The 13401-nt window shown below is 65.7% G+C and carries 12 protein-coding genes and 1 pseudogene; 5 read left to right on the forward strand and 8 right to left on the reverse strand.

Going from position 1 to position 13401, the window contains the following annotated elements; translation table 11 throughout:
• Positions 1 to 34: 34 nt before the first annotated feature.
• On the forward strand, positions 35 to 442 hold the full coding sequence (locus LU688_RS23810; RefSeq protein WP_023632522.1) for a response regulator: 408 nt from the start codon (positions 35 to 37) through the stop codon (positions 440 to 442).
• Positions 443 to 533: 91 nt separating this feature from the next.
• Here the strand turns inward: LU688_RS23810 and LU688_RS23815 are convergent, their stop codons facing one another.
• The 4 genes from LU688_RS23815 to pcaH form a co-directional block, all read right to left on the reverse strand.
• Positions 534 to 2204 carry a ShlB/FhaC/HecB family hemolysin secretion/activation protein gene (locus LU688_RS23815; RefSeq protein ID WP_160290625.1) on the reverse strand — a complete coding sequence of 557 codons (1671 nt, stop codon included), beginning with the start codon at positions 2202 to 2204 and terminating at the stop codon, positions 534 to 536.
• 91 nt (positions 2205 to 2295) lie between these two features.
• Positions 2296 to 3855 (reverse strand): collagen-like triple helix repeat-containing protein, encoded by a 1560-nt coding sequence (locus LU688_RS23820; RefSeq protein ID WP_160290626.1) that lies wholly within the window; start codon positions 3853 to 3855, stop codon positions 2296 to 2298.
• Between the two features lie 243 nt (positions 3856 to 4098).
• Positions 4099 to 4704: a protocatechuate 3,4-dioxygenase subunit alpha gene (gene pcaG / locus LU688_RS23825; protein ID WP_023631026.1), complete on the reverse strand. Its 606-nt coding sequence runs from the start codon at positions 4702 to 4704 to the stop codon at positions 4099 to 4101.
• 11 nt (positions 4705 to 4715) lie between these two features.
• Positions 4716 to 5435, reverse strand: coding sequence for a protocatechuate 3,4-dioxygenase subunit beta (pcaH, locus tag LU688_RS23830; protein ID WP_160290627.1), 720 nt, complete (start codon positions 5433 to 5435; stop codon positions 4716 to 4718).
• A gap of 199 nt (positions 5436 to 5634) precedes the next feature.
• Here pcaH and ypfJ point away from each other — a divergent pair, with 199 nt between their 5' ends.
• The 3 genes and pseudogenes from ypfJ (at position 5635) to LU688_RS28065 (ending at position 8663) form a co-directional block, all read left to right on the forward strand.
• Entirely contained in the window at positions 5635 to 6519 is an 885-nt protein-coding gene (gene ypfJ / locus LU688_RS23835) for a KPN_02809 family neutral zinc metallopeptidase (RefSeq protein WP_038706842.1), read from the forward strand.
• 359 nt (positions 6520 to 6878) lie between these two features.
• A pseudogene (locus tag LU688_RS28060) lies at positions 6879 to 7760 on the forward strand (methyl-accepting chemotaxis protein); the annotation flags it as partial.
• Between the two features lie 198 nt (positions 7761 to 7958).
• Entirely contained in the window at positions 7959 to 8663 is a 705-nt protein-coding gene (locus tag LU688_RS28065) for a methyl-accepting chemotaxis protein (protein ID WP_371918342.1), read from the forward strand.
• 80 nt (positions 8664 to 8743) lie between these two features.
• On the opposite strand, the gene ggt is transcribed toward LU688_RS28065, so the two are convergent.
• The 3 genes from ggt to mdaB all read right to left on the reverse strand — a co-directional run bounded on the left by ggt (position 8744) and on the right by mdaB (position 12131).
• Entirely contained in the window at positions 8744 to 10411 is a 1668-nt protein-coding gene (gene ggt, locus LU688_RS23845) for a gamma-glutamyltransferase (RefSeq protein ID WP_160290628.1), read from the reverse strand.
• A 118-nt stretch (positions 10412 to 10529) separates the two neighbouring features.
• Positions 10530 to 11426, reverse strand: a complete 897-nt coding sequence (locus tag LU688_RS23850) for a LysR family transcriptional regulator (RefSeq protein ID WP_160290629.1) — start codon at positions 11424 to 11426, stop codon at positions 10530 to 10532.
• Positions 11427 to 11540: 114 nt separating this feature from the next.
• Positions 11541 to 12131 (reverse strand): NADPH:quinone oxidoreductase MdaB, encoded by a 591-nt coding sequence (gene mdaB / locus LU688_RS23855; RefSeq protein WP_160290630.1) that lies wholly within the window; start codon positions 12129 to 12131, stop codon positions 11541 to 11543.
• A 158-nt stretch (positions 12132 to 12289) separates the two neighbouring features.
• Between mdaB and LU688_RS23860 the strand changes: the two genes are divergently transcribed.
• Positions 12290 to 12604, forward strand: a complete 315-nt coding sequence (locus LU688_RS23860; protein WP_023631587.1) for a putative quinol monooxygenase — start codon at positions 12290 to 12292, stop codon at positions 12602 to 12604.
• On the opposite strand, the gene LU688_RS23865 is transcribed toward LU688_RS23860, so the two are convergent.
• On the reverse strand, positions 12594 to 13358 hold the full coding sequence (locus tag LU688_RS23865) for a sulfite exporter TauE/SafE family protein (RefSeq protein ID WP_104444876.1): 765 nt from the start codon (positions 13356 to 13358) through the stop codon (positions 12594 to 12596). The two genes, LU688_RS23860 and LU688_RS23865, sit on opposite strands and share 11 nt — an antisense overlap.
• Positions 13359 to 13401 lie beyond the last annotated feature (43 nt).

Genomic DNA, 13401 nt, shown 5'->3' on the forward strand with positions numbered 1-13401 from the left:
GCGAGACGTGTAGTCCAACCGCCCGGAGCCAAGCATGCCGACCTCTTCCTTGCGTCAACAGATCCTGCTGGTGGACGACGAGGAGGAGGCCTTGCTGGAGCTGGCCGAGCTGCTGGAAAACGAAGGTTTCTGTTGTCACACCGCCACTTCGGTCAGGTCTGCCTTGCAACAGCTGACCCGCCATCCCGATGTGGCTCTGGTGATCACCGACCTGCGCATGCCCGAGGAGAGCGGCCTGGGCCTGGTCCAGCGCCTACGTGACCACACCGCCCGCCAGCACTTGCCGGTAATCGTCATGTCCGGGCATGCCGACATGGACGATGTCAGCGACCTGTTGCGGCTGCAGGTACTCGACCTGTTTCGCAAGCCGATCTATCACGCCCGCTTGCTCGAGACGCTGGAGAACCTGTTTCCCAAACCGTTGATGCAGGCGGTGAAATAACGCCGGAGTCGGCACCGTACAACGCCCTTACAGAAGGCGCCGCTGACGCGGCGCATCGCCGGCTTGCCGGCGATGAGGGGCACGGCCCCCCTTACAATTGATAACTGAAACTCAGGTTCAGCCGTGGCCGCCGGTTGAAGCTGTCCAGCGCCATGTCCGACATCGGCTTGGCCACCTCCAGCGCAATGTTGTAGTAGCGCATATCGCCAAAGCGCAGCCCCAGCGCCGCCGACGACATCTTCGAGTCGCGCACGTCCAGCGCGTTGAACCAGGCCCGCGCGGTGTCGAGCGCCACGTACGGCTGCACGACCTTGAGCCAGCCAGCGTCGCGCCGGAAGCTGTAGTTGAGCTCGTAGGCCAACCCCCAGCCCTTGTCTCCGGAGCCCTGGTCGCTGGGGTAGCCGCGCCCGAAGTTCTGCCCGCCGAACACCGCCCGCTCGCTGTCGGGCAGGCTGTCGTTGCTCCAGTAGGCCGCCGCCGATGCCACGCCCTGCCAGTTGTCGCTGAAGTTGTCGCTCTGCACGCCCGAGACCCGCAGGCGCAGGAAGTCCAGGTCGTAGTCGGCATTGGTGTTGGCGCCAAGGCGGTCGAGCCCCTGATAGACCCCGGCACTGAGGATACGCAGGCGGCGCGCATCAGCCTTGCGCCAGTCGCCTTCGAAGGACAGAGCGCGGATATCGGTTTCGCTGTCCAGGCGCAGGGGCAAGCCAACCACCTGGTAGTCGATGTGGTCGTTGACCACGTAGAAGCGCCCGACCACCTCCAGCCATTCACTAGGCGAGGCGATCAGCGATTGGCTGATGCCCACCGAGTAGCGTTCGTTCTCGCGGTGCTGGGTCAGGTCGATGCCGTTGTCCAGACGAATGCGCGCCTTGGGATCGCTGCGGTAGCGCGAAGCCGACAACAACAGTTTCGAGCCTTCGGCATCGAGGAACTGGCTGTAGTCGAGGCGGTAGTAATGCTCCTTGTCCTCGCCGGGCGGTACCAGCACGCTGGCGCTCAATTGTTCGGCGAAGCGGGTCTGCGCGTTGCTGCTGGCGCCCAGCAGTGCCTGCAGGTCGTCGCGGCTGCCGTCGTTGAGGCTCAAGGTGGTGGTGACCGGCTTGCGCGAAACCTGGGCGAGCAGGCGGGTCGCGCCGTCGGTGGTCGCCGGCGGCGGCACCTGGGCCTGGAACGTCACCCCGGGGATGCGCCCGGCCAGGCTGGTATAGCGCTCGAAGCTTTCGCGGGTCAGCGGACGCTCGGCCTTGAGCCGGTCCAGCAGTTGCACCAGGTAGGCCCGCGCCGCGCCAATGTCGCCCTCGATGTGATAGTCGTGGATGTAGCCTTCCACCAGCACCACCCGCACCCGGCCATCGGCGAAGTCCTGGGGCGGCAGGTAGGCGTATGACAGCAGGTAACCGTCCTGCTGGTAGCGTTGGGTCAGGCGGCGGGTGATCTCGATCAGCTCGGCGAGCGTGACCTCGCGCCCGATCACCGGCTGGTAATGCTCGCGCAGGTCGCTCAGGGGGTAGACGGTGCCGCCTTCGAAACGCACCTTGCGCACCGCCACCCGGGTGTTCATCAGCAACGGTGGTTGCCGCGTGGTGTCCACGCTGGGCACGCGCAAGCCGGGCTGGTCGGGCCGGTAGGCATCCACCGGCAGGTTGGGCGTGGGCAGGCGGCGTTCGGTCTCGTTGCTGTTGAGGAAGCTCGGCAGGGGTTCGCCCCGGGCCAGGCAGGCTGCGGACAGGCCCAGCATCGTCAGCAGCAATCGGCGCATTCGGACACTCCATGATCCACGAGTTGCGGGGTGACCGACCGGCGAACGGCGCGCCGGTCGGTCTCACTCACCTTGAGCGTAGCCCGTGGCGTCAGCGCTGCCCGCCTGCCAGAGCCCCTGACACACCATTGAGCGCACCACCAAGACCACCGGCGGGCGCGCCGCCATTGACCAAGGTGCCCGCCTGGCGGAGCGTTGTACCGACCGCGGTCACCGTCGCGCCAACCTGGCTGACAACCGGGTTGCCTGTGGTACCGGCCAGTTGCGTGCCGGCAGAGCCCACCGCGCCACCGACCTGGTTCAGCAACCCCGCCACGGGGGCGCCAACGCCGGTACTGGCGCCAACTTGCTGGGTCACGCTGGAGACACCAGTGACCACCGGGTTGAGGCCGCTGCCCACCTGTTGGGTCAGCGCCGCGACCGGCGCCCCGGCAACGCTGTTGGCCACGCCGTTGCCACCGAGCACAGTACCCAGGCTGGCGACGGTATTGCCCGTCTGCACCGAAGTGCCGCCAATACCACTCACGGTCGGGCTGGTGGTGCTCGCCGTCAGCCCACTGCCGGCACCGGCCACCACGCCGCCGACGGTTTCCAGCAGGCCGCTGCGTGGGCCGCCGGTGACAGGGGCCAGCCCGCTCGCCGTGCTGACCGTGGTACCGGTATTGGCCACCGCCTGACCGAGCGTGTTGCTCAAGGGGTTGCCGTTGTCGGCCCCGGCCAGTTGCTGGCCGGCCTGGTTCAAGGCACCACCGGTCTGGTTCAGCGCCTGGTTCAGCGGCCCGGCGAGCCCGGTCTGCCGCGTGGCATTGGCCGCCGTGTTTTCCACCAGCGAGACCACCGGCACCAAGGCATCGCTCACGCCTTGGGTCGCCCCGGCGAGCGGGCCGCTGGTGCCGACCGGCGAGAGGGTGTCGCCGAGCATGGTCACCGCCTGGCCGACCCGGTCGACGCCTTGACCGGCCCCGGCAACCAGTTGGTTGACCACCGGCACCTGCTCGACCGGCCCGTTGCTGGCCAGCCCGGCCACGCCCTGGCCAAGGCCGGAGACGCCGCCGCCCAGGTCGGCGGTGGCCGCACCGACCACGCCGACCGTGGTGCCCACGGCATTGTTGCCGGTACCCAATTGCCCCAGGCCCTCGCTCAGGCCACCGCCGACGCTGTTCACGGCGTTGCCGGCGGAGGACACCAGAGTGCCCACGCCACCGCTCAACGAGGTATTGCCGGCAATGGGCAGCGCACCGATCACCTGGCCGAGATTGCTCACGCCGTCACCGACCCCGGACACAGTATTGCCCAATTGATCGACCACCTGGCCGGTGACCAGCGCGGTGGGTGTGGTACCACCGCCCGTGCCGCCGTCACCGCCACCAGGCGTGCTGCCGCCGCCAGTGCCTCCACCGCCGCCACCGGTACCGGCGCTGCCATCACCCGGGGACGTGGTGCCACCGCTACCGCCTCCACCACTGCCGCCCGTGCCATCGCCCCCGCCGCCACCGGCTCCGGCACCCGCGCCCGCGCCCGCGCCGCCATCGGACGACGAACCATCGACCTCGCTGTGATGCCCGCCGCCGCCGCTGCTGCAACCGGCAAGGCCCAGACTCACGGCCATCGTCAGCGCCGTTGCCGCCTTGATCCACGCTTGAGTGTTCATGGAAGGACTCCCGCTGCTGCTGATTGTTCTTGCTCACAACAGCAGTGAAAGCGCATGGCGCCGAATCGGGTAGCTCACAACTTGGTGTTAGTACCTGTGGCAGGGGCAATGAGGGCGGGAAAACAAGAAGAATTTCAGTAGTTTGACGACGCGCGCAGGGATGCGCCACGAAAGGATTAGTCGTAACTCATTAGTACAAGCGGCAAGCCCTGCCAGTGTTGCCGGGCTTGCCGACCGGGGGCGTCAGAAGTCGAAGAACACTGTCTCCCCGTCGCCCTGAATACGAATGTCGAAGCGGTACGCCGTCTTGCCGTCCACTTCGCAGCGCCTGGCAATCAAGGTCTCGCGCCGCTGCGGCTGTTCGATCAGGTTCAGCACCGGGCACCTGGCGTTCGCCTCGGCTTCGTCATCGAAATACAGCCGGGTATGCAGGTGGATATTGATGCCCCGGGCAAACAGGCTGAGGTTGATGTGCGGCGCCATCGGCACGCCCGCGGCGTTGTTCACCACCCCCGGCTTGACCGTGTGCAGGGTCCACTCGCCGGCATCGAAGGTGGTCGCGGTGCGGCCAAAGCTGTTGAAGGCGTTCTCGAGGTGGTACTCGTCCTGATAGCGGCCCTCGGCGTCCGCCTGCCACACCTCCAGGAACGAGTCGCGCACCAGGTGGCCATTGCCGTCGTACACCTGGCCGATCAGCAATATGTGCTCGCCCGGTGCATCGGGCTGGGCCAGGCGGTTGCAGATTTCATGGTCACGGGTCGGGTTGCCGGCCGCTTCCAGGGCAAGGCCGATATGCACATAGGGGCCGGCGGTCTGCGAAGGGGTTTCCGGCAGCAGTTCGATAGGCATGACGGGGCTCCTCAGCGGTTTTCGAAGTGGGTCTGGCGCTGGCCGCGCAGGAAGATGTCGAAGCGGTAGGCCAGGCAATCCATGGGGTTGGCGTGGCTCATGTCGAGCCTGGCGATCAGCCGCTCGACGGCATCCGGGTTGGCGATCGACTTGACGATCGGGCACAACGGGATCAGCGGGTCGCCCTCGAAGTACAACTGGGTGATCAGCTTGGTGGCGATCGACGGGCCGCTGATGGAGAAGTGGATATGCGCCGGACGCCAGTCGTTGGGGCCGTTGCGCCAGGGGTACGGGCCGGGCTTGATGGTGCGGAAGCTGTAGTAGCCGTCGCGGTCGGTCAGGCAGCGGCCGACACCGCCGAAGTTCGGGTCCAGCGGTGCCAGGTAGCGGTCGTTCTTGTGCCGGTAACGGCCACCGGCATTGGCCTGCCACATTTCCACCAGGGTGTTGGGCACCGGCTTGCCATACTGGTCGACCACCCGTCCGGCAACGATGATGCGCTCGCCAATGGGCAGGCCGCCCTGGTTGAAGTTGAGCAGCAGGTCATGGTCGTGCGCGCCGAAGCGCAGGTGGGAAAAGTCCGGGCCGGTGCTTTCGCTGATCGACTGCGGGATGCTGACCAGCGCCTGGCGCGGGGAGCGCGCCACCGAGGTCTTGTAGTCGGGGGTGAAGGCCTTGGGGTGCCAGTTGCGATCACGGATCACGAAGCGGCTGGTGTCCTGGGCGGGCATGCCGGTTTCCTCTCTTGGAATTATCGAACGCCTGGGCGTGGCAGGCGGACTTGCAGTTTCCGGCAGGTGCGACGGGATGAATATTGAATTCCGCGGTCCCAGGCATAACCATTTGGTTATGCGTCAGCGGTCGGGGATACACCTCGGTCTTCACTGAACTAATCTTGGACTTCATGTTTCAGCAACCGGAGAGCTCTACATGGAATGGCGAAAAGGCCGACGCAGCGACAACGTGGTCGATGCCCGCGGCGAAGGGGGTGGCGGCGGCATGCGCTTCGGCGGCGGCAAGGGCCTGGGGCTCGGCGCCATCCTGCTGATCGTCGGCATCGGCTGGCTTACCGGGCAGGACCCACTGCAGATCCTCGGCCAGCTGGCTGGGCAGATGGAGCAGCAACAGACCGCCCCTGCCAACGTCGACGGCAAGGCACCGCCGGCCAACGACGAGCAGGCCGAATTCGTCGCCTCGATCCTCGGCGACACGGAGGACACCTGGAAGGCACTGTTCGCCCAGGCCGGCAAACAGTACCGCGACCCCAAGCTGGTGCTGTTCAGCGGCCAGGTCAACTCCGCCTGCGGCTTCGCCTCCTCGGCGGTCGGGCCGTTCTATTGCCCCGGCGACCAGCGCGTGTACCTGGACATGACCTTCTTCCGCGAAATGGAAACCCGCTTCAAGGCCGCCGGCGACTTCGCCCAGGCCTATGTGATCGCCCACGAGATCGGCCACCATGTGCAGACCCTGCTGGGCGTCTCGGCCAAAGTCGATGCGGCGCGCCGCAGTGGCCAGCGCATGGAGGGCGACAATGGCTTGCTGGTGCGCCAGGAGCTGCAGGCCGACTGCCTGGCCGGGGTCTGGGCCTACCAGGCGCAGAAGCGTCTGAACTGGCTGGAGCCGGGTGACGTCGAGGAGGCGTTGAACGCCGCCAACGCCATTGGCGACGACCGTTTGCAACAGCAGGGTCAGGGCCGCGTGGTGCCCGACTCGTTCACCCATGGCACCTCCCAGCAGCGCATGCGCTGGTTCAAGGCCGGGTTCTCCAGCGGCGACCTGAACCAGTGCGATACCTTCAGCGCGCGTAGCCTCTGAAATAGCGATCGGCGGTCAGCCGGCTCCTGCTGCGAGTCCGCTGACCCGCAATTGACAACATCAAAAACGTAAACGTATTCAACAAGTTACAAAATTGCTGAAAAAGCGTTTCAGCTTCTCCCAGCGTTGCCGATAAGTCCTACACAAATCTGCGGGCTATCTGACAACAACAACGCCCAACTTTTGAGATCAAGTGAGCGAAATCATTCTCTGGGAGAGCGTGCATGAACAGTTGGTTCGCCAATATCAGCGTCAACCTCAAACTCGGCCTGGGCTTCGGCCTGGTCCTGGTCCTGACCGGCCTGCTGGCCCTGACCGGCTGGAACAGCCTGGGCAGCCTTATCGACCGCAGCAACTGGATGAGCGACATCACCCAGCTCAACAGTGACCTGACCAACCTGCGCGTGGCCCGCCTGCAGTGGATGCTGACCAACGGCGACGACGCCTCGGCAGCCAACGTCCAGGCCAAGCTCGACGCCTTCGGCAGCCAGCAGCAGCACCTGGTCAACACCTTCAAGAGCCCCGAGAACCTCAAGCTGCTGCGCGAGCAGGGCCAGAGCATCAGCGAGTACCGGGTTTCGCTGGAGAAGATGCGCCAGGGCTACAAGACCACCCTCACCGCCCGCGACTCGATGAACCAGGCCGCAGCCCGCGCCAACGACGCCATCGAAGCGATCAGCGGCGCCGTGCTGTCCAGCAGCGAAAGCGATGCCAGCCGCCTGGCCCAATACCTGCTGATCAGCAAGGCCAAGCAGCAGCTGGTGCAGGTCCGCCTGGACGTGCGCAGCTACATCGCCGACCTGACCAGCGAAGCCGAGCAGGCCGCCCTGCGCCAGCTGGAAAACGCCCTCAGCGAAATCGACAGCCTCAAGCGCCAGCTGCCGGCCGAAGCCTCGCGCATCCAGCAGTTCGAAAGCGCCGTGCTGGCCTACCGTGATGCCGTGCGTCAGTTCCGCGACGCCACTGCCGCCATTGGCGTAGCCCGTGCCGAAATGACCGTGCAGGGCGCCGATATCGTCAAGCGCAGCGACGAGCTGTACAAGATCCAGATCGAGCGCCGTGACGACGAAAGCGTCCAGGCCCGCAGCCTGCAAACCACCGCAACCCTGCTGGCGCTGCTGGTAGGCGTGCTCGCCGCGTTCATCATCACCCGTCAGATCACCCGTCCGCTGCGCGAGACCATGGACGTGGTCAACCGCATCGCCAGCGGCGACCTCACCCAGCAACTGCGCGTCACCCGCCGCGACGAACTGGGCGCCCTGCAGCAAGGCATCGCACGCATGGGCACGACCCTGCGTGACCTGATCACCGGCATCCGCGACGGCGTCACCCAGATCGCCAGCGCCGCCGAAGAACTGTCGGCGGTGACCGAGCAGACCAGCGCCGGCGCCAACAGCCAGAAGGTCGAGACCGACCAGGTAGCCACCGCCATGCACGAGATGGCCGCCACCGTGCAGGAAGTCGCGCGCAACGCCGAACAAGCCTCCCACGCCGCGACCAACGCCGACGACGAAGCCCGTGTCGGCGACAAGGTAGTGGGTGAAGCGATCAGCCAGATCGAGCGCCTGGCCCACGAAGTTCACCGCTCCACCGAGGCCATGACCTTGCTGCAGCAGGAAAGCCAGAAGATCGGCAGCGTCATGGACGTGATCAAGTCGGTGGCCGAGCAGACCAACCTGCTGGCGCTAAACGCCGCCATCGAAGCAGCGCGTGCCGGTGAGGCCGGGCGTGGTTTCGCCGTGGTCGCCGACGAGGTGCGTGGCCTGGCCCAGCGCACCCAGCAGTCCACCGAGGAAATCGAAGGCCTGATCGCCAGCCTGCAGCACGGCACCCAGCAGGTTGCCGAAGTGATGAACGGCAGCCGCAACCTGACCGACAGCAGCGTCGAGCTGGCGCGCAAGGCCGGTGGTTCGCTGGAAAGCATCACCCGCACGGTGTCGAACATCCAGTCGATGAACCAGCAGATCGCCGCCGCCGCCGAGCAGCAGAGCGCCGTGGCCGAAGAGATCAGCCGCAGCATCCTCAACGTGCGCGACGTGTCGGAGCAGACCGCCGCGGCCAGCGACGAGACCGCCGCTTCCAGCGTCGAGCTGGCGCGCCTGGGTGGCCACCTGCAGACCCTGGTCAGCCAGTTCCGCGTCTGATCCTGTAAAGCATCGCGGGGCAAGCCCGCTCCCACAGATTCGTGGGAGCGGGCTTGCCCCGCGATCATTTCTGCCTCGGGTTACTTGACGATCATCCCCACCCCGCGCCCGCGCGGATCAGACGCCGTCTCCAGCTTCTCGCCGGTGACCCGGATCGCCTGGATGTCGCCCATCTCCCAGCCCTGGTCCTCCAGCACGTAGCCCATCTTCTTCAGGTCGTCAGCCACCTGCCCCTTGAGCGGCGCATAGCTGTCGAAGTAGATGGTGTCCTTGGGCAGCAACTGGTGATGCACGCGCTGCGCCGCCACGGCTTTCTCCAGCGGCATGCCGAAGTCGTACAGGTTGTTCATCACCTGGAAGATCGAGGTGAAGATCCGCGAACCGCCCGGGGTGCCCAGCACCAGCACCACCTTGCCGTCACGCGCCACCAGGCTCGGGCTCATCGACGAGAGCATGCGCTTGCCCGGCGCGATGGCATTGGCGTCGCCGCCGACCACGCCAAAGGCGTTGGCCGCGCCCGGCTTGGCGCTGAAGTCGTCCATCTCGTCGTTGAGCAGGAAGCCCGCGCCCTTGACCACCACGCCGCTGCCGTAGTCGAGGTTGAGGGTGTAGGTGTTGCTCACCGCGTTGCCCTGCTTGTCGACGATGGAGAAGTGGGTGGTCTGGTGCGGTTCCAGCCCCGGCTTGACCTGGTCGGTTGCGGAAATCGCGTTCGGGTTGACCTGGGCGGCACGCTTGGCCAGGTAATCCTTGGCCACCAGCTGGTCGACCGGAACCTTGGTGAAGGCCGGATCGCCGAGATAGTCGGCGCGGTCGGCGAACACGCGCTTCTCGATCTCGGCCAGCAGGTGGATGTACTTGGCGGAGTTGTGCTCGACGCCCTTGAAGTCCGCCGCGCGGTCTTCCTTGATCCCCAGCAGCTGGGCCAGGGCGACGCCGCCTGAGCTTGGCGGCGGCGCGGTGTAGACCACGTTGCCGCGCCAGTTGATGGCGATCGGGTCGCGCCACACGGCCTTGTAGTCCTTGAGGTCGTCCTTGCTGATCAGGCCCTTGTCGGCCTGCATCTGCGCCACCAGCAAGTCGGCGGTCTTGCCCTGGTAGAACTCGCTGACGCCCTTGTCGGCAATGCGCTCGAGGGTCTGCGCCAGCTCCGGTTGCTTGAACAGCTCGCCGACCTTCATGCTGCCGAAGTAGTCGTTGAAGTTGGTCGCGGTCTTGAACAGGCCCTGGGCGTCATCACGGTACTGGTACTGCTTCTGGGCAATTTTGAAACCGTTCTGCGCATAGCCGATGGCCGGGGTCAGCAGCTCGCTCCACTTGAGCTTGCCGAACTTCTGATGCGCCTCCCACAGCCCCATCACCGTGCCCGGCACACCGGCGGCGCGCACGCCGACCAGGCTGAGGTTCTCGATCACCTCGCCCTTGTCGTCCAGGTACATGGTCTTGGTCGCGGCCTTGGGCGCCACTTCGCGGTAGTCGAGGAAGTAGGGTTTGCCGTCGACGAACAGGGTCATGAAGCCACCGCCGCCGATGTTGCCGGCCTCGGGGTAGGTCACCGCCAGGGTGAAGGCGGTGGCGACGGCGGCGTCCACCGCGTTGCCGCCCTTCTTGAGGATGTCGGCGGCCACCTGTGCGCCATATTGATCAGGCGCGGCCACCGCGCCGCCTTCAAGCGTCACGGCAAAGGCGGAGGAGCAGCTCAGGATCGCGGCCCCGAGGGCCAGGGGCTGGAACATGACAATACGCATGCGCACTTCCTTGGTGTTGTTTTTGTTGATCAGTCATTAAGGCCGAAGCCCTGTCACTAAGCAAACACCCCGGTCGTTTCACGCCGCCGACGGGCAGACCCTGTCGCGTTCAGGCAACTCAGCAGGCATAGACCGCCAGCTTTTTCTGGATGAAATCGAGAAAGCACTGGATGCGCAGGGCCAGCTGGGTATTGCGGTAGTAGACCGCGTGGATCGGCTGGCGATAGCCATTGTTGTGCTCGGCGAGGATCACGTTCAGCCGGCCGGCGCGGATGTCCTCGTGGGTCATGAAGTGCGACAGGCTGACCATGCCCTCGCCGGCGATGGCCAGCTGACGCAAGGTCTCGCCGCTCGAGGCGACCAGCTGCGGGCGGATCGCCCAGCGGTCGCCCTGGGCATGGCGCAGTGGCCACTGGTTGAGCGACTCGAGGGTGCTAAAGCCGAGCAGGCAATGGGCCTCGAGATCCTCGACCCGCTGCGGCGTGCCATGCCGAGCCAGGTAGTCGGGGCTGGCAAGCACCTGCACCGGGCTGCAGCCGAGCGAACGGGCATGCAGGCTGGAGTCGGCCAGTTCGCCGATGCGGATGGCCACGTCGGTGCTTTGCTCCAGCAGGTCGATGATCAGGTCGTCGGTGTTCAGCTCCAGCTCGATGCCGGGGTACTGCTGACGGAACTCGCCGATCCACGGCAGGATCGCGTGCAGCATGAACGGCGCGGCGGCGTTGATGCGCAGGCGCCCGGTCGGGGTCTGGCGGTTCAGCGAGAGGCGCTCTTCCATGTCGTCCATCTGCTCGAGGATCGCCCGGGCGCGCTCCAGGAAGAAACGCCCTTCCTCGGTCAGGTCCATGCGCCGCGTAGTGCGGTTGACCAGCGTGGTACCGAGCTTGCCCTCCAGGCGCGACAGGGTGCGGCTGACTGCGGAGGGTGTCTGGCCGATCTGCTCCGCGGCGGCGGAGATCGAGCCGCTGTCGATGACGGCGACAAATACCTGGAGTTCTTCGGATCGGGTTTTCACGCGGATGGCCTTGGCAGGTGGATGCCGTGATTCATAGCGGGCGAGCGAGCGGTATGCAAGCAGCTGCGGTGATCGCGGGGCAAGCCCGCTGCCACGGGCCGCGCGCTCGGGAAATCAGTTGGCCTTGCCAAACACCGCGTCCAGGTGTTTTTCATAAGCTGCCAGCGCCGCCGGCACATCCGGGCGCTTCATCACGTCCACGGCCAGGTAGGTCGGCAGGCCCGTCATGCCGAGGAACTGGTTGGCCTTGTGGAACGGGAAGTACACCGCGTCCACGCCCTTGCCCTCGAAGAAATCGCTGGGGTCGTCGAACGCCTGCTGCGGCGCGTTCCAGGTCAGCGACAGCATGTATTGCTTGCCCTGCACCAGGCCGCCGCTGCCGTACTTCTGCGAGGCGTCCGAACGGGTACGGCCATCGTTGGCGTAAAGGCTGCCGTGGCCGGCGGTGAACACGTCGTCGATGTACTTCTTCACGGTCCAAGGCGCGCCCATCCACCAACCGGGCATCTGGTAGATCACTACATCCGCCCAGAGGAACTTCTCCACCTCGGCCTGGACGTCGTAGCCGCCGTCGATGAAGGTTTCCCGCACATCGAAACCGGCGCGGTCCAGATGGGCCAGTGCGGCATCGTGCAGGGTCTGGTTGAGACGGCCGTCGGAATGGGCGAAGCGTTTACCGCCGTTGAGCAGGAGAATCTTTTTCATGGGAGGGTCAGCCCTGTAAGTGAAGTTGCCGGCAGGTTAGGCAACCAGGCGGCGGGGAAACAGCCAGGGCAGGGCAAAATTCTTTTGCCTGTAAATCACGAATGGTAAGCATATTGTTGATTTAGAATTTGCTCACTCCCCTTACAGAGCGTTTTCCCATGACCGAGCAATACGCTTTCATTCTCAAAGCCAAGACCCGCCCGGAGCAGGCCGAGGCCTTCGAACAACTGTTCCGTCCTTACGTGGAGCCGAGCCGCCAGGAACCGGGCTGCATCGAGTACCACATGCTGCGCGACAAGGCAGACCCGAGCCTGTTCGTGTTCTTCGAGGTGTGGGCCAGCAAGGACGCGCTGGACGAGCATTCGGCACTGCCACATATGCGTGCCTTCTTCGAAAAACGCATGGATTACCTGGAGCGCGATTTCGATATCCAGATGATCGACATGCTCAGCGCCTCTTCCGCTAGCCGTTGACCAGCAGGTGCCCGCCCAGCAGCGCAAGGCCGATGAAGAAGCAGCGCTTGAACAGCGCTGCGCTGATCCGTCCGCGCAGCCACTGGCCGGCGAACATGCCCAGCAAAGCCGGTGCCAACACCAGCAGTGAAGCCCCCAGGGCCTGGCCACCCAGGGCGTCCTGCCCGGCCAGGCCGACCGCCAGTGCAAGGGTCGAGACGGTGAACGACAGGCCCAGCGCCTGGACCAGCTCGTCGCGGCTCAGGCCCAGGCCCTGCAGGTAGGGCACCGCGGGCATGACGAACACGCCGGTGGCGGCCGTCACCACGCCCGTGAGCAACCCGCAGAGCGGCCCCAGCCAGGCCTCCCTGGCCGGTGCCACGCGCAGCCCTGGGCCGACCAGGCCATAGAGGGCATAGACCAGCAAAGCGGCGCCCAGGCCATGGGCCGCCCACGGACCGCTGTCGATCCCCAGCCAGACGCTGCCCAGCAGGGTGCCGATGAAGATCATCGTCAGCATCCCGCCCAGGCGGCGCAGCAGCGCGAGCAGGTGGCCGCCCGCCGCCAGCTGCCAGAGGTTGGTCAAGGTCGATGGCACGATCAGCAGCGCCGCAGCCTGCGCCGGAGCCATAGCCAGGCCAAGCAATCCCATGGCGACGGTCGGCAACCCCAGGCCGATGACACCCTTGACCGCGCCGGCCAGGAAAAAGGTCAGGATCACCAGCAAAGACAGCGCCGGGCCGATGTTCTGATAAAACGCCAGGAAGGTATTCATGGCCACCATCCTGCCGTGCGGCAAGCGCGCTGAAAATCTGCCA

Origin of the sequence: Pseudomonas soli (assembly GCF_021283165.2) — a bacterium.
In the GTDB taxonomy this organism is placed as follows: domain Bacteria; phylum Pseudomonadota; class Gammaproteobacteria; order Pseudomonadales; family Pseudomonadaceae; genus Aquipseudomonas; species Aquipseudomonas soli.